Source organism: Streptococcus sp. SK140, from assembly GCF_000259525.1.
In the GTDB taxonomy this organism is placed as follows: Bacteria; Bacillota; Bacilli; order Lactobacillales; family Streptococcaceae; genus Streptococcus.
Map to the genome: position 1 here is coordinate 39,222 of NZ_AJML01000022.1, position 19,254 is coordinate 58,475.

General features: G+C 37.7%; 21 protein-coding genes. 18 read left to right on the forward strand and 3 right to left on the reverse strand.

Features of this window, described 5'->3' with window-relative positions:
- The first annotated feature begins 6 nt into the window (after positions 1 to 6).
- Positions 7 to 756 carry a CPBP family intramembrane glutamic endopeptidase gene (locus tag HMPREF1116_RS06035; RefSeq protein ID WP_000134979.1) on the forward strand — a complete coding sequence of 250 codons (750 nt, stop codon included), beginning with the start codon at positions 7 to 9 and terminating at the stop codon, positions 754 to 756.
- Between the two features lie 410 nt (positions 757 to 1,166).
- On the opposite strand, the gene HMPREF1116_RS06040 is transcribed toward HMPREF1116_RS06035, so the two are convergent.
- Together HMPREF1116_RS06040 and HMPREF1116_RS06045 are read right to left on the reverse strand one after the other, a co-directional pair.
- A complete protein-coding gene (locus tag HMPREF1116_RS06040; RefSeq protein WP_001102348.1) occupies positions 1,167 to 1,958 on the reverse strand; it encodes a CPBP family intramembrane glutamic endopeptidase in 792 nt (263 codons plus the stop codon).
- 4 nt (positions 1,959 to 1,962) lie between these two features.
- On the reverse strand, positions 1,963 to 2,850 hold the full coding sequence (locus HMPREF1116_RS06045; protein WP_000141631.1) for a helix-turn-helix domain-containing protein: 888 nt from the start codon (positions 2,848 to 2,850) through the stop codon (positions 1,963 to 1,965).
- Positions 2,851 to 3,139: 289 nt separating this feature from the next.
- Here HMPREF1116_RS06045 and HMPREF1116_RS06050 point away from each other — a divergent pair, with 289 nt between their 5' ends.
- From HMPREF1116_RS06050 to HMPREF1116_RS06095, 10 genes are all read left to right on the forward strand, one after another.
- Positions 3,140 to 3,925 (forward strand): alpha/beta fold hydrolase, encoded by a 786-nt coding sequence (locus tag HMPREF1116_RS06050; protein ID WP_000668472.1) that lies wholly within the window; start codon positions 3,140 to 3,142, stop codon positions 3,923 to 3,925.
- Between the two features lie 21 nt (positions 3,926 to 3,946).
- Positions 3,947 to 4,780: an ADP-ribosylglycohydrolase family protein gene (locus tag HMPREF1116_RS06055; protein WP_000900065.1), complete on the forward strand. Its 834-nt coding sequence runs from the start codon at positions 3,947 to 3,949 to the stop codon at positions 4,778 to 4,780.
- Positions 4,781 to 4,839: 59 nt separating this feature from the next.
- Entirely contained in the window at positions 4,840 to 5,076 is a 237-nt protein-coding gene (locus tag HMPREF1116_RS06060) for a hypothetical protein (RefSeq protein ID WP_000402376.1), read from the forward strand.
- 265 nt (positions 5,077 to 5,341) lie between these two features.
- Positions 5,342 to 5,728 carry a hypothetical protein gene (locus HMPREF1116_RS06065; protein WP_000814174.1) on the forward strand — a complete coding sequence of 129 codons (387 nt, stop codon included), beginning with the start codon at positions 5,342 to 5,344 and terminating at the stop codon, positions 5,726 to 5,728.
- 45 nt (positions 5,729 to 5,773) lie between these two features.
- Complete coding sequence (locus HMPREF1116_RS06070) at positions 5,774 to 6,655, forward strand: diacylglycerol/lipid kinase family protein (RefSeq protein WP_001033741.1); 882 nt, start codon at positions 5,774 to 5,776, stop codon at positions 6,653 to 6,655.
- A 41-nt stretch (positions 6,656 to 6,696) separates the two neighbouring features.
- A complete protein-coding gene (locus HMPREF1116_RS06075) occupies positions 6,697 to 7,218 on the forward strand; it encodes an RDD family protein (RefSeq protein ID WP_000161461.1) in 522 nt (173 codons plus the stop codon).
- Between the two features lie 176 nt (positions 7,219 to 7,394).
- Complete coding sequence (locus tag HMPREF1116_RS06080; protein ID WP_000868693.1) at positions 7,395 to 8,279, forward strand: DUF4300 family protein; 885 nt, start codon at positions 7,395 to 7,397, stop codon at positions 8,277 to 8,279.
- A gap of 14 nt (positions 8,280 to 8,293) precedes the next feature.
- The gene (locus HMPREF1116_RS06085) at positions 8,294 to 8,476 is read left to right on the forward strand and encodes a hypothetical protein (protein ID WP_000454373.1); all 183 of its coding nucleotides are present in this window, start codon (positions 8,294 to 8,296) and stop codon (positions 8,474 to 8,476) included.
- Between the two features lie 4 nt (positions 8,477 to 8,480).
- A complete protein-coding gene (locus HMPREF1116_RS06090) occupies positions 8,481 to 8,792 on the forward strand; it encodes a hypothetical protein (protein WP_000422664.1) in 312 nt (103 codons plus the stop codon).
- A gap of 48 nt (positions 8,793 to 8,840) precedes the next feature.
- Positions 8,841 to 9,647, forward strand: a complete 807-nt coding sequence (locus HMPREF1116_RS06095; RefSeq protein ID WP_000963200.1) for a hypothetical protein — start codon at positions 8,841 to 8,843, stop codon at positions 9,645 to 9,647.
- A gap of 30 nt (positions 9,648 to 9,677) precedes the next feature.
- Here the strand turns inward: HMPREF1116_RS06095 and HMPREF1116_RS06100 are convergent, their stop codons facing one another.
- A complete protein-coding gene (locus HMPREF1116_RS06100; protein WP_000495162.1) occupies positions 9,678 to 10,697 on the reverse strand; it encodes a hypothetical protein in 1,020 nt (339 codons plus the stop codon).
- 247 nt (positions 10,698 to 10,944) lie between these two features.
- Here HMPREF1116_RS06100 and HMPREF1116_RS06105 point away from each other — a divergent pair, with 247 nt between their 5' ends.
- The 7 genes from HMPREF1116_RS06105 to aguB all read left to right on the forward strand — a co-directional run bounded on the left by HMPREF1116_RS06105 (position 10,945) and on the right by aguB (position 19,226).
- Positions 10,945 to 11,961 carry a hypothetical protein gene (locus tag HMPREF1116_RS06105; RefSeq protein WP_000124508.1) on the forward strand — a complete coding sequence of 339 codons (1,017 nt, stop codon included), beginning with the start codon at positions 10,945 to 10,947 and terminating at the stop codon, positions 11,959 to 11,961.
- 599 nt (positions 11,962 to 12,560) lie between these two features.
- Positions 12,561 to 14,015, forward strand: coding sequence for an aminotransferase class I/II-fold pyridoxal phosphate-dependent enzyme (locus tag HMPREF1116_RS06110; protein WP_000934352.1), 1,455 nt, complete (start codon positions 12,561 to 12,563; stop codon positions 14,013 to 14,015).
- On the forward strand, positions 14,016 to 14,876 hold the full coding sequence (speE, locus tag HMPREF1116_RS06115) for a polyamine aminopropyltransferase (protein WP_000366716.1): 861 nt from the start codon (positions 14,016 to 14,018) through the stop codon (positions 14,874 to 14,876).
- Positions 14,873 to 16,132: a saccharopine dehydrogenase family protein gene (locus HMPREF1116_RS06120; protein ID WP_000088788.1), complete on the forward strand. Its 1,260-nt coding sequence runs from the start codon at positions 14,873 to 14,875 to the stop codon at positions 16,130 to 16,132. Before speE ends, HMPREF1116_RS06120 begins: the two co-directional genes overlap by 4 nt.
- Positions 16,132 to 17,259, forward strand: a complete 1,128-nt coding sequence (nspC, locus tag HMPREF1116_RS06125) for a carboxynorspermidine decarboxylase (RefSeq protein WP_000764393.1) — start codon at positions 16,132 to 16,134, stop codon at positions 17,257 to 17,259. The genes HMPREF1116_RS06120 and nspC overlap by 1 nt, the downstream gene beginning before the upstream one ends.
- Positions 17,256 to 18,341 (forward strand): agmatine deiminase, encoded by a 1,086-nt coding sequence (gene aguA, locus HMPREF1116_RS06130; protein WP_000969477.1) that lies wholly within the window; start codon positions 17,256 to 17,258, stop codon positions 18,339 to 18,341. Before nspC ends, aguA begins: the two co-directional genes overlap by 4 nt.
- A 9-nt stretch (positions 18,342 to 18,350) precedes the next feature.
- Entirely contained in the window at positions 18,351 to 19,226 is an 876-nt protein-coding gene (aguB, locus tag HMPREF1116_RS06135) for an N-carbamoylputrescine amidase (protein ID WP_001246771.1), read from the forward strand.
- The last annotated feature ends 28 nt before the right edge of the window (positions 19,227 to 19,254 follow it).

Below are 19,254 nucleotides of genomic sequence, written 5' to 3' on the forward strand. Positions count from 1 at the left end.
GATGAAATGACAGAAATTGATAAAAGGAATTTAAAAAATTATCTTTATATTACATTTGGAATTACTTATATAACATGGGGGCTTCTCGCCATAATTACGCAATCTCATATTTTGGGATTAGAAACGATTATAGGGAGATCATTACATATAGTAGGTGCACTTGGTCCAGCTATTGCAAGTGGCTTTTATTTGAAAAGGAATAATATAAAATTTCAACATTTTGTATTTAGTAAGAAAGAAAATAGTAGTATTTATTTCATTATTCATTTGTTAGCAATTTTGATACTATTTTCAGTATCTTCCTTAGAATTAAATGGAGTATCAATTTATCTGATGCCATTATTCTTTATACAACTAATTTTTTTTGGTGGTGGACATGAAGAATTAGGATGGAGAGGAATATTACAACCATTACTTGATAAAAAATATACTTATTGGCAATCTAATTTGATTGTCGGTTCAATCTGGGGAATTTGGCATCTGCCTTTATGGTTTATAGTTGGAGAAAGTCATCAAGGATTTCCTTTCATTTTATTTTTTATATATACATTATTTTTAAGTTTTGTTTTAGGGCTTCTTTACCGTCAAACGAAATCTGTGGGATACTGTATATTATTTCATTCGTTCGCAAATTTGTTAAATCTCTATTTTGTGTTAAAAATTAATCTTATTTTTATTATCATTTTTATTACTTATTTAATTTATACAATATTAGCGGGTAATAGAATTAGTAAGGAAAAGGATTTTAAATCTTAGAATGGATGTTGTTTCTTTTGGAAGAAGTGATCGACTTTCCGTTCCACAGTATTAATTCAAAATCATTGTAATTGGACTTACGTGGTTATGGATAAAGATTGGTGTCCTTTTTGTTATGGAATTGAGTCAGGAAAATGAATTTGAGGTCGATGAGTTTTCATTAAATTTTAGTTATGAGAATGAATTATGTGTTCTTTTAGATTGGATTAGATTAGTGGTTCTCATGGCAAAGGAATAAAATTAATACTGATATCATATTAGAAGTTATTTTTCTATTTTTAAAGCAGTTAACCAATTGGTTAGCTGCTCTTATTTTGTGACTTGGAATTCGCTGTGTTGAGGTATATCAAATTACTGGTTTGTAAAACGATATTGTCTTTGTACTCAAAATAGAAACAGCTTAACTATAGTTAGTGATAGTATTTAAAATTAGATCTATTTCGTATATGCATTGCAATCGGAGTGATGAGTAGGTATAGCAAGGTCAAAATGATAAAAAATCCGATATCAGCATCCAAAAATACATAAACAATATTAAAGCCAAAATGCATGAAAATAGTATAAATCAAATTGTTATATTTCTCCAAAATAATATTCATTAAAATCGTAATGGATGTAATTACAACTATGTTAGCAATAATATATGGAATCGCACGCCAATCCGTGAATTTTGAATCTACAACCCACAGAAGTGTATGCCAGAAACACCAGACTAGGCCTTGGTAAATAGAGGATTTTAAAAAATGATACTTTTTATTAAATTCTTCTCTCATATAACCACGCCAACCTAATTCTTCACCAGTCGGACCTGATGTAAATGATAAGAATATACTTAGTGGCAATGATACTGTTCCTAGATTGATGTAGGAGAACATTGTTTTTTGGGTCATAAGTGAGTAAATGAAGAGTGATAATATACTGAGCCCAAATGTAATACCAAATGAAGATAGGAGTGGGAGTAGCGAAACTTTAGCAGAGAAACACCGCTTAAGAAAAGTAGTTATTTTTTCATCAGTCCGGAAATATTTCCATCCAAATAAAAGGAGGTATGAAGGAGACCATGCGACGATATTTCGTACTATCCACATAACAACAGGTGGGACTTTAAACAATAGACTTGCGGGGGCTGCTACAAAAATAATGAGGGCCCAAACAAGGATATAAGAACTGAGGATGTATCTTTTTAAATAATTTACATTCATTTAGTTACCCTCTTTCTTTAACTGTATAGACAACAAGTTCACTATTGATACCATTTAGTTCAATTAAATTATCAGAATCTGATGAATCAAAGCGTTCAGTGTTTTGTCCATCTTTTTCAAAATAAATGTGTGTTCCAATACCTTTCGAAACAGCGGTAAATATACTATTTTCTGGGATACAAATTCGTGATGTGGCTGATATTTGATTAATGGAAAGATCACCGTTTAGATAATTACAAAACACTTCCATATCAAGATTACAGTTGATTTTCACTTTACCTGAAATGTCTTCCAGAGTAATACGAGGCGTCTTAATGTCAAGCTCGATATTATCGCATTGTAGAGAATGAATCTCTATAGATTCTGCATTAACCGCACATTCAATGTGGCTAATATAGGAAGTTGGGATTTGCACAAAAATACTAACAGTTTTTTTAGCTGTTGCTTCAGTTACACCATTATAACGTTTTACGTCTACGTCAATTCTTTTTCTACTATCATCGATTTTTACTTTGAAATCATTTTGAAGTGTAGAAAGAAGGTTAGAAACCAGACAAACTCGAATTTTTTCGCCGTTATATCCGGAAAGAATAAATTTTTCTGCACCTCCAAATTTCATATCATAGCTCTTAGTTTTATCGATATCGTACTCTGTGATACTTTCGAAAAGATATTCGCTAGTTTTGGAAGTATTTTTTTCATTGCAGAATAGTTCGTCGATAGAAATGTTAAATAGGTTGGCAATTGCTATAATATTTTCTATATCTGGAATTCCAGCACCTGTTTCCCATTTTGTTACGGCTTGTCTTGAAACACCAATTTTTTCTGCTAAAAGTTCCTGAGACATTCCTATTTGTTTCCGTATTGTTTTTAATTTTTCAGCAAATGTCATGTTATATGACCTCCTCTATATATTTTATAATGTAAATTGTCATATATTTGCATATGACTGAATTTAGTATAGTATAAACGATTATCAAGGCACAAGCAATTAGACGTTGCATTCTCATTATTTTTGCTACTTTACGTTGCATTTGTTGTTTTGATGTTGATTTTTAGTGTTATTCTAGTTATTTTATCATTGTTTGTTATATAATGAAGTAAGTACGTTAATTACACGTTGAGAACGTTTTATTACTCAACTAAGTATTACTAGAAGTCCTACAGTAAGGAGTTTAAATATGAAATTCCATGAATTTGGTGATAAGAGTTTGCCTTCTATCTTGCTGATACATGGCGGTGGCAGTTCTTGGTGGAATTATCTTCGTCAAGCACGGATCTTGTCGGAGGAGTATCGTGTCATTCTACCCACCTTGAATGGCCACGGCGAAGAATATCAACTTGATTATGTTTCTACTGAAGATTCTGCTTTGGAGATTCTAGACTATATCAAAGCAAACTGTGGTGGGAAATTGTTTGCAATCGGTGGTGTTTCACTTGGTGGTCAAATTGCTATGGAGCTTTTGTCGATAGACAGAGATATAGCTGAGAAAGCCATCATAGATGGAAGCCTCTGTATTCCTCAACCAAGGTTGGCTAAAATCAGCATCTTTCTAGTGCCTCTATTTGGTAAACTGTTGTTCGGTAAATTCTCTTGCAAACTTCAATTAAGAATGATGAACAAAATTTATCCTAAACTGGCTTATCCAGAGGAAATAAAAGCTTATTATTTGGAGGATTTGCCAAGGACACCTATCAAAACATTGGTGAGCATTTACAAAACCTATATGGGACGTTACAAGCTGAAGGAGACGATTTCTGCTAGCAAGACTCAGGTTCTTTATATTTATGGTGAAAAAGAATTGAACTGTGTGAAAGCTTCGGCGAAATTATTTCAGCAGCTACATCCAAATACAATTTTGTATGAAGCAAAGGGGTATAATCATGGTTATCTATCAGCTTACCTACCTCAAGAATGGATTGATTTGGTTGAGCCGTTTTTAAAGAGTGATCCATTGGAAATCTGATATGCTGTAAGGAGGAATCTTATGCTAGGAGCAATAGTAGGAGACATTGTAGGTTCTATTTATGAATGGAACAATATTAAAACGAAGGATTTTCCCTTGTTTAGGGACGATTGTTTTTTCACAGATGATACGGTGATGACTTGTGCTGTGGCGGAAGCGATAATAAATGGCGGACAGAAGGATGACTTCATCGATGCCATGAAGAAGTACGGCAGAATGTATCCCGATGCAGGTTACGGTGCAAGATTTGGTAATTGGGTTGATGGCGACGATCGAGAACCTTATAATAGCTTTGGCAATGGCTCAGCAATGCGTGTTTCTCCATGTGCCTGGGCCATGGATTGTAGTTTCTGTGCACGAACGGGAGCCTGGCCGTCCAGAAGATCTCTCGCACGACTTTCTGCAGAGGTGACGCATAACCATCCAGAAGGAATTAAAGGAGCTATGGCCACAGCGGATGCAATCTATATGTGCCGTTATTTCTTCGGTGGTGATGGTAGCGATAACCCTGCGGATATTAAAAGACGCGTTAAGGAACATATTGAGAAAGAGTATGGATATGACCTTTCTAAAACGTTAGATGAAATTCGTCCTACTTATCGTTTTAATGAAACTTGCCAGAATACGGTGCCTCAAGCTATCATTGCCTTTCTTGAAAGTACAGACTTCGAAGATGCTATCAGAAATGCAATTTCTCTCGGTGGAGATAGTGATACTCTCGCTGCGATAACAGGAAGTATAGCTGAAGCTGCTTATGGTATACCTGATTGGATTAAGGAAAAGGCCTATACCTATTTAGATGAGCCCTTAAAAGAGGTCCTCAGTCGCTGGGAAGAGTACATTTCAGTAAACTAATAGTGCATAGAGAAAGGATTTCCCTATGGGATTTTTTGATAGATTTAAAAGGAGAAAAAATGGAAATCGGGAAAACCTATCTAGTAAAAAAAGATATTTTCAGTTTTAAAAAAGATGAACTTTGGACTTTAGTCGACAAGGGTTATCAGGCTTATTTTGGTGAACATAATTTCGTATTTGTCAATGATGAGAAAGTGAAGGTATTTGCAGTTTTGCAAGACGGTTCAGAAGAAGATATGCATATTTATCATCATCTGGATGACTATTTTGAAGAAGTTACTCAGGAAAATTTCTAAAGAAGGTGAGCTGCAAATTGAAAAAGCTTGTTTTTAATTAAACTTAGACCTAATCTATCAAATTTAAGGAAAGTAAATTCATGTTGGGATAGACGTCCTTACAAAGGCTATTCCGATTATCAAAAAGACTTAGACTGAAACTAGGTTGAAAGCCATCTGGTTCAGTCTTTTTTTCTATTTATGTAGTATAATATAGGGTGTAGGGATTCTATTTTTTAATAGGATTTTTCCAAGAACGAAAATTCATCTAGAAAGAGGAAAAAACATGAAACAATCACTTAAATTTTTAAGAGAAAAAATTACCGATAAGATGCCCTTAGAGGATATGGTAGCCATCTTTGAAGACTTGTGTAGTGTTCCTATTGAGGATGAGATGATTTTATTTGAAACAGGGACATTTACAGCTATATCTGATAAGCCCTTGTTTCAACTATCCTTAGTAAGGCAAGCTCCAAATGAAGATGAAGAGTTTTATCAAGTTCACCTCGATATTTTCTATGAAGCATGTCAAGAGAATGAAATATTTCATGAATCGATTTGGGATGAAGATTTAGAGGAAAATATCTTTGATTACATTAGAGCTTCAGAGGTGTTTGCCTATGCTAAAGAACAGGAATACCAAGCGGTCAAAATTTATCTGGAAGAAACTTGACAAGGCTAGTTAAAGTACGGAAATCTAATGACAGGAGATTGATATATGAATAAAATAATGGTGATTATTAATCCAACATCTGGTGGCGAAAAAGCCTTGGATTATAAAGTCAAACTCGAGAATAAAGCCTTAGATTATTTTGAGCATGTTGAGACCAGATTCACTGAGAAAGCTCTTGATGCGACAAACTTTTCAGAAGAAGCTTCTAGGGAGAAGTATGATGCTGTCCTTGTTTTTGGTGGGGATGGGACTGTCAATGAAGCCATCTCCGGTATTGCTGAAAAAGACTACATTCCTAAACTTGCGATTATCCCAGGAGGAACTGGAAACCTCATCACGAAACTATTAGAAATCAATCAAGATATTGATGGTGCCATTGACGAGCTTGATTTTAGTTCTACGAATAAGATTGACATTGGCAAATCAAACGGTAATTATTTTGGTTATATCTTTAGCATTGGTTCAATACCAGAAGCCATTCATAACGTTGGGATAGAAGATAAAACAAAGTTTGGTATGCTAGCCTATGCTATTAACACCATGAACTCTGTCGTTACTGATCAAACATTTAACATTAGAGTTGAGACAGAAAATGGAAATTATATTGGCCCAGCCAGCCATGTCTTGGTTCTCCTTACCAATTATTTCGCTGACAAAAAAATCTTTAACGAAAATAAGGATGGCTATGCCAATATTTTGATTCTAAAAGATGCCTCAATCCTTACTAAATTGTCAGTTATCCCTGATTTATTAAAAGGTGATGTTGTCGTAAATGAGAATATCGAGTATATAAAAGCTCGTCATATAAAAATTTCTTCAGATATTGCATTAGAAACGGATGTTGATGGTGACAAATCGGATGACCTACCAGTGGAAATTAAGGTCCTAGGTCAGCATATCGAGGTCTATTCTCAACCGAAAGAATAATAAACTTTTGACAAGAATAGTGGATAATAAAGGAGGCGATGATGACGAAGATTTTAGCAATTAATTCTATTTCGTTAAAAAAAAGAATGATTGAATTACTATTTGATTATCTTTTCATTCTAGCTTATTTAGCACTTCTGTTTTTAGGTTCTATGCTTTTTTACACTATTTTTTTTAATGGTATTCCAGAGTTTACAGAAATTCAGTCGCAGTGTCTTGTATTTTTTACCTCTGTTTTGCCAATCATTCTACTTTTTACATTCTTTGATTATACAAAAAATGGGAGTTTCGGGAAGGCGAAAGCAGGACTTCAATTGGTTTACAAGAAAAAAACAGTGCAAGCTAGCTTGCTTAGAAACACCATTAAATTTTTTCCTTGGCAAATAGGTCATATGGGCACGATACATGGTTTCTATAGTGAGTTTGATTCCTTATCTATTATTCTCTCGTTTCTAGCTACTCTCCTCGCAGTTGCCCTACTTGCAATGATGGTTTTCAGGAAAGACAAACGACATCTAGGTGACCTGCTAGCTCATACACAGGTACAGCTAAAAGGTGACTAAAATTAAATTTTTCATAGATATTTCACTTATTAGGGAGCGTGCCATGTGCCAGCTTCCTTTTTAATGATTTAAAATCTACTTTACTTAGCAAAATGCTTGGACTTAAAATAAATTTGAACTATAATATAAGAGAAGCTTATCGACCTGAAAAATCTTAGTTAAAAAGGAAACATTTTATGAAAGTATCTAAAAAAATCAGATTAATGAGCTGCTGTGTTTTAGCTATCTTTACTTTAGCTGCCTGTGTTACAAACCAAAACCAATCTACGGAAAAACAGAATAGTTCAACTACTAAGGTGGCTAGCTCAGGTAAAGAAAGCTACAAAGGAACCTATAGCAATCTTAATAACAAGGAAAGCGAAGAAGAAGTTCGAAAAGCCTTGGCTGCACATTTGGATAAAGATAGTGTCGATGCATTTTTCAACCTTGTAAATGATTACAACGCAACTGTCGGTTCAGTAGGCTTGACTGGAGATTTTTCTACATTTACCAAAACAGACTATGATGTTGAAAAGATAAGCAATCTTTGGACGCCTAAAAAGGGTGATTTTGTCGGTACTAACTGTCGTATTAACAGTTATTGTTTATTAAAAAATTCTATCGAAATTCCTAAATTAGAGAAAGATGATTCTCTCTTGTTTGTCGATAATGATGCCATTGACAAAGGTAAGGTCTTTGATGCAGAAGACAAGGATGCTTTTGATATTTTATTCTCAAGAGTCAAGACCGAAGCAACGACTGATGTCAAAGTTCATGCTGCAAAGATGGAAAAATTCCTTTCTCAATTCAAGTTTAATGAAAATGCAAGAATGCTGTCCGTAGTCGTCCATGATGACTTGGATGGGCAATCCCTCTTTATTGGCCATGTCGGGATCCTTGTGCCAAGCGAGGATGGCTATCTCTTTGTTGAAAAATTAACCTTTGAGGAGCCTTATCAAGCCATCAAATTTGCGACCAAGGAAGATTGTTACAAATATCTAGATACAAAATACGAAAACTATACAGGTGAAGGTTTAGCGAAACCCTTTATTATGGATAATGATAAGTGGGTTCAATTCTAAAGGATGGTAATGAAATGGAAGTAGTACTGGCATTCATAATTTTTGTCTTAATCGGAGTATGGGCTGTTTGGGTTATCAAGGGAAACCAGCAGAGACCAAGAAGAAATGAACGATTTATTGGGTATATCAATCGATACGATGAAGATGGTGATCCTTACCAAGCAGAGGTTTGGGAAGTGACAGAAGATGAGGAGTAGACATATGGAATTACAAGATTTTACAGAAAAAGAACAAGAAATGATTAAAAAGGGACTAACATTCTCTAAGCTTAACGATAAGGAAACTGCCGATAAGATTATCGCCTTAATTCCTGAAGATATGATTAAACGAATTCCATTTTTTGTTAGAAAACATGCCATTACACGTACAGTCAAGAGAATTTCACTTGAGTATCCAGAATTGTATGCTGTAGCTGAACAAGAAGGCCAACTTCCTGAAAAGGAAGCTCAAGAATTGCAACAAATTCTTACAGATATTTTCCAAGAAAAAATGAACAAGCATAAGATTAAATAAGTTTTGAGATTTAGAAATAAGATGTCGATTGAACATTAGGAGTTGAGAATGGCTATTGATGGCGTTAAAATCATTGACAGTGATCAAGGTTATGACATTTACAATGAAGTAGTCGGTCGCTATAGAGACGGTGAACATGTAGCGAATATCATCAAGGATATTCTCGATGCGGAAAAAGATTACTGTCAAACAGACTTTTTTACAGAAATTTATTGGACAGCTCTTGCCTACTCACTGTGGAAGATTGGTCACCTGACAGACGACATCAGAGATAAAACCTTAGAGCTTATAAAAAAAGGGGCTGATCCATTTTGGTTGGAAATAGAACCAAAGGCTTTGAAGCAAAGGCAAAAGGTCTTGGAAAAACTTGCTCTCCAGCTGCAAACTAAAAATCCTAGGCCTCTAAAGGTCCCTAAAGCCAAAACTAAACGCAAACCTTATTTTGAAGAAGGGGATATCCTTGCTGTTAAGTTCCAAGATGAGTATGGTCTTGTCTTTGTATCTATGGTTGAGCAGAGTCCTAGAAAGCTTGAGTATCATCTAGCTTGCACGCGCCTCTTACAAACAAAAAAGCCCTCCATCGATGATTTTTTGACCAGTCAAATCTCCTGTAAGATGGACAATACAAAGTTTGCTCTAGTTACAGATTGCTGGTTCAATCACAAAGATTTAGGGCAATTATTAGAAAATATTGAAAAAATTGGACAGGTGAAACTTAGACCTTTTAGTCTTTGGATGCTAGCACCTGCCCAAAATTTAGAAGATATTTATGAAGAAATCACTAGAGATAAAGGTTCCTCTGGCCTTAGATTCATCGAAACCTATAAACTTGTCGAAGATATTTTTCCAGTTTAATGCTTATGTGATAAAGGGGGAAATGGTCAATCATTCCCACATGCTGTGCTGGGCTCTAACACCATAGCTATCTAGGGAACCATCTGAATTAAACTTAGCTTCAATCCGATACCTTTTCCAGAGGTCGTAATCTGCTGTTTGAATGGTCAGAATGAAGTTGGCATCGGTGTCAGATACATTATAATCAGCTGGATTGACTTCAAAGATATCGATTAATTTTCGTGTTTGAAAATCTTGGAGTTTGAGGTTTGCTAGCTTGACATGATTGATGGAAATATTTTCTAGTTGATTGTTATCCTTAGGTGTTCTGTAATAGGTGACGACGCAGTTTTTGAGTTGATCAGTATCTTTACCAGTGGGAGTAAGGCTCATAAAGCCATAGGACTGATTATCCCGCTTGACTTCAAGAAGCTGACCGTAGTAGAAGTGGTCGTTCTTGGGATTTGTGATGGAAGTCTCTGGACTTTTATCTTCAAAGTTAAAGCCTTGGTCCAAAAGTTCGGAAGCCTTGGTCTCCCCGATAATGACAGTGGTATCTTGAATGGTTACTGGAACAGGTTGAGCTGGAAGGCCACTCATCATGATGCAAAACATAAAAACATAACTCGTTAAAAAAGCTGTCCCGACAAAAGCGTTGGTTGATGCATAGACATGACTGTTATGAAAGTTTTTGCTTATTGCCAGTACAACAAATTTACCAATACTTTTTAAAACCATACTAACAAGTACGATAAAAAATTGTTTTTTCAAACATTCATAAATGGCTTGAGGAAAGCTATTACCATGATAGTAGAAACCAGCCAATACGAGTAGATTTACGATTAAATAGATCAGCAAGAACCAATGAATCTCTTTAAGGGCATTAGCATCAGTGATTTCTTCATAGTCGACGTGAATTCTTCCTTGAACAGCTTGGCCAAGTTTATAAATCCATTTGGGAATGTCTTTGCCTTTTTTAACCGCAACTACAAGTCTAATATAGAGATAGATGCTAAAGGACAAGGATAGAAAGAAAAGAGCATAAAAACTTAAAATAATACTAGTGAACATGACTACTTCCCCCTATTAACATTCAATAAAACAATTTCTTAGCTCCATTATAGCATTTTCTATAGAAATAGAGCTAAAAATATCAGCAAAATCCTTAAAGATAAAAAGATGGGAATCATTGACATTCATGCTTTACCGATTGTGGTCATAGAAGGCGGCCCCTTCTTCTTGCTGGTTTTATTGATTGGGAATTGGGTACTAAAGAGAAAGATAAGATTTGAGAGAGAACATAAAGGAGTAGAGAGCCATGGCTAGAACGGCGATAATAGGTACTTTAATAGTTTTTGCAATCTTTAATCTGCTACTTGGTCTGGGGTTTTATCTCTTTCTAAAAAAGAGGAAAGAGAATGGGCAGTCATTATACGAAACGCCTGTAAACCAACAAACTCGAACTGAAAAGCTGGGTCTAGGTGAGATTTTGGTCTACCTGTCCCTGATTGCCATCGCGGGGATTTTTGCTTTTCAAACCTTAAATAGAGGTGGTGTTGGGAATTCTATTTTAGCCAAAATGATTCTCTTACCTGCACTAATGGCTCTTTTCAATGCAAGAAAACGAACTGGGAAGTCTATGCTTGCCCTCCTTATAACCTTTATGGTCTTTCTGGTAGGAGTCATGTTTAATCTCACGATTGGTTTGCCACCTCAAGCACCGATTTTGCAAATTAATGAAAGTAAAATCGCTTTAGCAGAAACAAAAGCAAGTGATCTGATGGAAGCTGGATTTGATATCTATGCAAGACAAGGTGATGGTGGTAGCGACTACGAATACCTCCTGACAGATGGTAATTTCCAAAAGTATTCAGGAGATAAATCAGTTACTATCGAAAAAGGCTTCAGACTTGATAGCAATGCTGTTCCTTACGCTCCCTATCTCCTGGCAAAAGATGGCATAGTACTGGGCAGTATTTCCTTTTACGGTGCTGAGGACCAGAATGAGGCTTTAGAAGATTCCAAGGTTATTCAGGTTCGATTTAACAAGGAAAGTATTGAAGAAGCAAAGAAACATTCTATCACTTTCAAGTTAGATGAACTTGACTTGACTACTCGACTGGATGTTTCTCTTGTTCAAGAAACTTTTAAAAAGCATCTATGGTCAATTCCCCCATCACATACAAGTGATGTTACTCAATTGTGGTATGGATTAAAGTGGTCCAGCAACAGTGACTCTCTATTTTGGAATGAGTATTATAGTCTCATCCGTCTAGATGAAAATTATTTGATGATTGATTTTGAACTAGCTGTTCAAGTAGCACGAGATGACTAGATAGGATTTTGAATAGTTGATTATGCTTATGATTCATTAAAGAAACTAATCTATTTAGTTTCTTTTTTTGTTTTTTGATTTAAATTTAAAACGATTTCCATTTTTAAGTTAAAGCAATTTCACGAACAAAAAAATGAATTTATTAAAAAAAGTTTCTAAAAATACTTTACAAGTATCTGAAAACATGATATAGTAATGAAGCTTAGAAAATGAGATGATGTTTTCTAGCAAATATAAACCCGAGTAAAAAATGCCTACGGACAGGCAGGGTTGAATGCCGAAGCGTGGTTGAAAAGCCACATTATTGATAGGGTTAAAAGCCTACTTTTATAAGTTGATGTTAGGACACTTGTCCTAATTCGTATAGATTTGTTAGTGTGGTGAAAGCACACGTCATCTTGTGAAACGATCAATAAAGTACGTAATATTTGCTACTAGAGAGTTAGGAAACATCAGGAACAGACATACTCAAAAGAAACAAACATAAACACGTCAGTAGATTGTAGAGCAGGTGCCAACCTGCTCTTTTTTCATAAGTATCCTTTAGAGCCTTACATGGTTAAGGTGTAAAAAATATGATAAAGGAGTATGTCTTTATAATGTTAAATCAAAACCAAGCTCCCATCTATGAGGGGTTGGTCAAGTTACGAAAGAAAAGAATTGTACCATTTGACGTACCTGGTCATAAGCGTGGCCGTGGTAACCCAGAATTAGTGGAACTTTTAGGGGAAAAATGTGTAGGTATAGATGTTAACTCTATGAAGCCCTTGGACAATCTGGGGCATCCCATTTCGATTATTCGAGAAGCTGAAGAGCTAGCAGCAGAAGCTTTTGGTGCGGCTCATGCCTTTTTAATGATTGGGGGAACAACTTCATCCGTGCAGACCATGATTCTCTCCACCTGTAAAGCAGGAGATAAAATCATCCTTCCCCGAAACGTTCATAAGTCAGCTATTAATGCACTCGTTTTATGTGGCGCCATTCCCATTTATATCGAGATGAGTGTGGATCCAAAAATCGGTATCGCACTGGGACTTGAAAATGACCGTGTAGCACAAGCTATTCAGGAACATCCAGATGCCAAGGCTATCCTAATCAACAATCCAACTTACTATGGAATTTGTTCAGACCTTAAGGGTCTAACAGAGATGGCTCACGCTGCAGGAATGAAAGTCTTAGTTGACGAGGCGCACGGTGCTCATCTGCACTTTACAGATAAACTTCCTCTATCCGCTATGGATGCAGGAGCAGATATGTCAGCTGTATCCATGCATAAGTCCGGTGGTAGCTTGACTCAAAGTTCCCTTCTTTTAGTTGGCGATCAGATGAATCCTGAGTACGTACGTCAGATTATTAATCTGTCACAGTCAACATCAGCATCTTACTTGCTGATGTCGAGTCTTGATGTTTCACGTCGAAACTTAGCCCTTCGTGGTAAAGAGTCCTTTGAAAAGGTCATTGAGTTGTCCGAATATGCTAGACGAGAAATCAATGCCATCGGTGGCTACTACGCCTACTCAAAAGAACTAGTAGATGGTGTCTCAGTTTGTGATTTTGATGTAACCAAGCTGTCAGTTTACACACAAGGTATTGGTCTAACAGGGATTGAAGTTTATGATCTCTTACGGGATGAATATGACATTCAGATTGAGTTTGGCGATATTGGGAATATCTTGGCCTACATTTCGATTGGTGACCGTATCCAAGACATTGAACGCTTGGTCGGTGCTCTAGCTGATATCAAGAGACTCTACTCGAGAGATGGGAAAGACTTGATTGCTGGAGAATATATCCAGCCTGAGTTAGTGCTTTCTCCTCAGGAAGCCTTCTACTCAGAGAGAAGAAGTTTAACCCTGGACGAGTCTGTTGGCCAGGTCTGTGGTGAATTCGTCATGTGCTATCCTCCAGGTATTCCAATCCTAGCGCCAGGTGAACGGATTACACGAGAAATTGTTGATTATATCCAATTTGCCAAAGAACGTGGTTGTTCCCTCCAAGGAACGGAAGATCCAGAGGTCAATCACATCAATGTTATTGAGAGAAAGGAGAACTAAATGGATTTATGGTTTTCTGAAGTTCATACTCCAGATGTGAAATTGTCTCTGAGAACAGCCAAACAACTCTACGCTGGTAAAAGTGAATGGCAGGATATCGAAGTTTTAGACACGCCTGCTTTTGGGAAGATATTGATTTTAAATGGGCATGTCTTGTTTTCAGATGCAGATGACTTTGTCTACAATGAAATGACAGTTCATGTTCCAATGGCTGTCCATCCTAATCCTAAGAAAGTCTTGGTTATTGGGGGTGGCGACGGTGGTGTTGCCCAGGTATTAACCCTCTATCCAGAATTGGAACAAATCGATATCGTGGAACCGGATGAGATGTTGGTTGAGGTCTGTCGAGAGTATTTTCCAGACTTTGCTGCAGGGCTAGATGATCCTCGCGTTACCATTTACTACCAAAATGGGCTTCGCTTTTTACGAAACTGCGAAGATGATTACGACATTATCATCAATGATGCGACTGATCCATTTGGACATACAGAAGGTCTTTTTACAAAGGAATTTTACGGCAATAGTTACAGAGCCTTGAAAGAAGACGGTATTATGATCTACCAGCATGGTAGTCCTTTCTTTGACGAAGATGAGTCGGCTTGTCGAAGCATGCATCGTAAGGTCAATCAAGCCTTTCCAATCAGCCGAGTTTATCAGGCACATATCCCTACCAGTCCGGCTGGCTATTGGTTATTTGGATTTGCATCGAAAAAATATCACCCTGTCAAAGATTTTGATAAGGAAGGCTGGAAAAAGCGCCAGCTATTCACAGAATACTATACTGCAAACTTACACGTTGGTGCCTTTATGTTGCCAAAATACGTTGAAGACATTTTAGAAGAAGAGGAAAGAAAAAAATGAGTCGTTTATTAGTTATCGGATGTGGGGGCGTTGCCCAAGTTGCTATTTCAAAGATTTGCCAAGACAGCGAAACTTTTACAGAAATTATGATTGCTAGCCGTACAAAGTCAAAATGTGATGACTTGAAAGCTAAATTAGAGGGCAAAACAAGTACTAAAATTGAAACAGCTGCTCTTGATGCTGATAATGTCGAAGAAGTCATTGCATTGATTGAAAGCTACAAGCCAGAAGCCGTTTTGAACGTAGCTCTACCGTACCAAGATTTGACAATTATGGATGCTTGCTTGGCAACGGGAGTTCACTATATCGACACAGCCAACTATGAGGCAGAGGATACAGAAGACCCTGAATGGCGTGCGATTTATGAGAAACGTTGTAAGGAGCTTGGATTTACTGCTTATTTTGATTACTCATGGCAATGGGCTTACCAAGAAAAATTCAAAGAAGCAGGCTTGACAGCTCTACTTGGATCTGGTTTTGACCCAGGGGTAACCAGCGTCTTTTCAGCGTATGCTTTGAAACACTACTTTGATGAAATCCACTATATCGACATTTTAGACTGTAATGGTGGTGACCACGGTTATCCATTTGCGACCAACTTTAATCCAGAAATCAACCTCCGTGAGGTTTCTGCACCAGGTTCTTACTGGGAAGATGGAAAATGGGTAGAAGTTGAAGCAATGTCTATCAAACGTGAATATGATTTCCCTCAGGTTGGTCAAAAAGACATGTATCTTCTTCACCATGAAGAAATTGAATCACTGGCTAAAAATATCCCAGGAGTTAAACGTATTCGTTTCTTCATGACTTTTGGTCAATCTTATCTAACCCACATGAAATGCTTGGAAAACGTTGGGCTCCTTCGTACAGATGCTATTAACTTTAACGGACAAGAAATCGTACCTATCCAATTCTTGAAAGCCTTGCTTCCAGATCCTGCAAGCCTTGGCCCACGCACTGTTGGTAAAACTAATATCGGCTGTATCTTTACAGGTGTTAAAGATGGTGTTGAAAAGACTATCTACATCTACAATGTTTGCGACCATCAGGAATGCTACGCAGAAGTTGGATCACAAGCCATTTCTTATACAACAGGTGTTCCAGCCATGATTGGGACAAAATTAGTGATGGATGGTACATGGAAACAGCCTGGAGTTTATAACCTTGAAGAGTTGGATCCAGACCCATTCATGGAAGATTTAAATAAATACGGCTTGCCATGGGTTGTGGTTGAAAATCCACAAATGGTGGACTGATGAAGTTAGAACAAGTACCAACACCTTCTTATATCATTGACTTAGGAAAATTAGAAGAGAATTGCCGCATTCTGCAAGAGATTCAGGAAAAAGCCGGTTGTAAGGTGTTGCTAGCTCAAAAGGCTTATTCCCTCTATAAAACCTATCCCTTGATTAGCCAGTATCTGTCAGGTACGACAGCTAGTGGACTTTATGAAGCGAAGTTAGCTAGGGAAGAATTTCCGGGGGAAGTCCATGTATTTGCGCCTGCTTTCAAGGAATCTGATATGGAAGAGTTGCTTCAAATATCTAATCATATTGTCTTTAACTCAGAGAGACAACTACGAAAATATGGTGAAACTTGTCGTGAAGCTGGTATCGGTGTTGGTCTACGCCTCAATCCTCAGTGTTCTACTCAGGGAGATCACGCGCTCTATGACCCTTGTGCACCAGGATCTCGTTTTGGAGTGACTTCAGACAAGATACCTAGTGATTTGCTGGACTTGGTTGACGGGCTTCATTTTCATACTCTTTGTGAGCAGGGGGCAGATGATTTAGAGACAACCTTGAAAGCAGTAGAAGAGCAGTTTGGGCCTTATTTGCATGAGGTCAAATGGCTCAATATGGGCGGTGGACATCACATTACAAGAGATGACTATGATGTGGACTTGCTGATTTCCGAAATCAAGCGTATCCGAAATACTTACAATCTTGAAGTCTATATCGAACCAGGAGAAGCCATTGCACTTAATGCTGGTTATTTAGCTACTGAGGTATTAGACATCGTTGAAAATGGGATTGAGACCTTAGTGTTAGATGCTTCAGCAAGCTGCCATATGCCAGATGTTCTAGAGATGCCTTATCGCCCCCCATTGAGAGACGGTTTTGAAGCGCAAGAAAAATCCTATACTTATAGACTTTCTTCCAATACTTGTCTAACAGGAGATATCATTGGAGACTATAGTTTTGAAAATCCAGTTGAGATCGGAGATAGACTTTACTTTGAAGATATGGCAATCTACTCCTTTGTCAAAAATAATACCTTTAACGGGATTGGGCTTCCAAGTTTGTATGTGATGGATAAAGAGGGTGAATGCTGTTTAGTCAAAGCCTTCGGCTATCAAGACTTTAAGGAGAGATTATCATGATGGACAGTCCAAAAAAATTAGGCTATCGTATGCCAGCAGAGTATGAACCCCATCATGGTACTCTCATGATATGGCCAACACGACCAGGATCTTGGCCTTTTCAAGGCAAGGCTGCTAAAAAAGCTTTTAGCCAGATTATCAAAACCATTGACCAAGGGGAAACAGTCTACCTTTTGGTGGAGCAGGACTATCTATCTGAAGCCCAATCCTACCTAGGCGATAGTGTTGTTTATCTAGATATTCCTACCAATGATGCCTGGGCGCGTGATACGGGTCCGACTATTCTCGTCAACGATAAAAAGGAAAAGTTGGCGGTAGATTGGTCTTTCAATGCCTGGGGTGGTGCTGTGGATGGTCTCTACCAAGACTATGAAGCAGATGACCAAGTCGCTAGTCGCTTTGCAGAAGTTTTAGAGATACCTGTTTACGATGCCAAACCTTTTGTACTGGAAGGCGGAGCTATTCACAGTGACGGTCAAGGAACGATTCTTGTGACTGAAAGTTGCCTTCTCAGTCCGGGTCGCAATCCTCATATGACAAAAGAAGAGATTGAAAATACCTTACTAGAGAGTCTTGGTGCTGAAAAAGTCATCTGGCTTCCTTATGGTATTTATCAGGATGAAACCAACGAACACGTCGACAATGTAGCAGCCTTTATTGGTCCAGCGGAGATTGTTTTAGCTTGGACAGATGATCAGGGTGATCCCCAGTATCACATGTCAGCAGCTGACCTTGCCCTTTTAGAGAAGGAAACAGATGCAAAAGGCCGGAGTTTCACTATTCATAAACTTCCGATTCCAGCTATCCATCAAGTAGTGACGGAAGAAGATTTGCCGGGCTATTCATATGAAGAAGGTGAAGAAGAGCGTTATGTAGGAGAACGTTTAGCAGCATCCTATGTGAACTTCTATATTGCCAATAAGTCTGTCTTGGTGCCACAATTTCAGGACGAAAACGACCAAGTGGCCTTAGATATTCTCAGTCAGTGCTTCCCAGACCGTGAAGTCGTAGGAATCCTAGCTAGAGATATTCTTTTAGGGGGTGGGAATATCCACTGTATTACCCAACAAATTCCAGAATAGGAGAAAAAGATGAGAAATGTAACGGTTGCAGCCATTCAGATGCAATGCGCTAAGGATGTGGAAACCAATATCCAAACAGCAGAGCGTTTAGTACGTCGGGCTGCAGAACAAGGCGCACAAATTATTCTCTTGCCCGAGTTGTTTGAACGTCCCTATTTCTGTCAGGAACGTCAGTATGACTACTACCAGTATGCCCAGTCGGTGTCAGAAAATACGGCTATCCAGCATTTTAAAGTAATTGCCAAGGAACTAAAGGTCGTTTTACCGATCAGTTTCTATGAAAAAGATGGTAATGTCTTATACAATTCTATTGCTGTCATTGATGCTGATGGGGAAGTATTAGGCGTTTATCGAAAAACACACATACCAGATGACCACTATTATCAAGAAAAGTTCTTCTTTACTCCTGGAAACACAGGCTTCAAAGTTTGGGATACTCGCTATGCGAAAATTGGTATTGGGATTTGTTGGGATCAGTGGTTCCCTGAAACAGCCCGTTGCCTTGCCATAAATGGTGCAGAATTACTCTTTTACCCAACAGCCATTGGTTCGGAGCCAATTTTGGATACAGATAGTTGTGGACATTGGCAACGTACCATGCAAGGGCATGCTGCAGCTAATATCGTTCCAGTTATCGCAGCCAATCGTTATGGTTTGGAAGAAGTCACTCCTTGCGAGGAAAATGGAGGGCAAAGTTCTAGCCTTAATTTCTACGGTTCATCCTTTATGACCGACGAAACAGGAGCTATTCTAACTCAAGCCGAACGACAAGGAGACGCTGTTCTGTTAGCAACTTATGACCTTGACAAAGGTGCAAAAGAGCGTCTGAACTGGGGTCTGTATAGAGATAGAAGACCAGATATGTATAAAGATATTGTGAGATGATAACAAAAAGTAGCCCACTCAGGCTACT

Coding starts and splice junctions, on each gene's coding strand:
- aguA (WP_000969477.1), top strand. CDS start 17,256: ATGATGGACAGTCCAAAAAAATTAGGCTATCGTATGCCAGCAGAGTAT.
- nspC (WP_000764393.1), top strand. CDS start 16,132: ATGAAGTTAGAACAAGTACCAACACCTTCTTATATCATTGACTTAGGA.
- HMPREF1116_RS06120 (WP_000088788.1), top strand. CDS start 14,873: ATGAGTCGTTTATTAGTTATCGGATGTGGGGGCGTTGCCCAAGTTGCT.
- aguB (WP_001246771.1), top strand. CDS start 18,351: ATGAGAAATGTAACGGTTGCAGCCATTCAGATGCAATGCGCTAAGGAT.
- HMPREF1116_RS06105 (WP_000124508.1), top strand. CDS start 10,945: ATGGCTAGAACGGCGATAATAGGTACTTTAATAGTTTTTGCAATCTTT.
- HMPREF1116_RS06070 (WP_001033741.1), top strand. CDS start 5,774: ATGAATAAAATAATGGTGATTATTAATCCAACATCTGGTGGCGAAAAA.
- HMPREF1116_RS06050 (WP_000668472.1), top strand. CDS start 3,140: ATGAAATTCCATGAATTTGGTGATAAGAGTTTGCCTTCTATCTTGCTG.
- HMPREF1116_RS06040 (WP_001102348.1), bottom strand. CDS start 1,958: ATGAATGTAAATTATTTAAAAAGATACATCCTCAGTTCTTATATCCTT.
- HMPREF1116_RS06035 (WP_000134979.1), top strand. CDS start 7: ATGACAGAAATTGATAAAAGGAATTTAAAAAATTATCTTTATATTACA.
- HMPREF1116_RS06090 (WP_000422664.1), top strand. CDS start 8,481: ATGGAATTACAAGATTTTACAGAAAAAGAACAAGAAATGATTAAAAAG.
- HMPREF1116_RS06110 (WP_000934352.1), top strand. CDS start 12,561: ATGTTAAATCAAAACCAAGCTCCCATCTATGAGGGGTTGGTCAAGTTA.
- HMPREF1116_RS06100 (WP_000495162.1), bottom strand. CDS start 10,697: ATGTTCACTAGTATTATTTTAAGTTTTTATGCTCTTTTCTTTCTATCC.
- HMPREF1116_RS06085 (WP_000454373.1), top strand. CDS start 8,294: ATGGAAGTAGTACTGGCATTCATAATTTTTGTCTTAATCGGAGTATGG.
- HMPREF1116_RS06080 (WP_000868693.1), top strand. CDS start 7,395: ATGAAAGTATCTAAAAAAATCAGATTAATGAGCTGCTGTGTTTTAGCT.
- HMPREF1116_RS06060 (WP_000402376.1), top strand. CDS start 4,840: ATGGAAATCGGGAAAACCTATCTAGTAAAAAAAGATATTTTCAGTTTT.
- HMPREF1116_RS06095 (WP_000963200.1), top strand. CDS start 8,841: ATGGCTATTGATGGCGTTAAAATCATTGACAGTGATCAAGGTTATGAC.
- HMPREF1116_RS06075 (WP_000161461.1), top strand. CDS start 6,697: ATGACGAAGATTTTAGCAATTAATTCTATTTCGTTAAAAAAAAGAATG.
- HMPREF1116_RS06055 (WP_000900065.1), top strand. CDS start 3,947: ATGCTAGGAGCAATAGTAGGAGACATTGTAGGTTCTATTTATGAATGG.
- speE (WP_000366716.1), top strand. CDS start 14,016: ATGGATTTATGGTTTTCTGAAGTTCATACTCCAGATGTGAAATTGTCT.
- HMPREF1116_RS06045 (WP_000141631.1), bottom strand. CDS start 2,850: ATGACATTTGCTGAAAAATTAAAAACAATACGGAAACAAATAGGAATG.
- HMPREF1116_RS06065 (WP_000814174.1), top strand. CDS start 5,342: ATGAAACAATCACTTAAATTTTTAAGAGAAAAAATTACCGATAAGATG.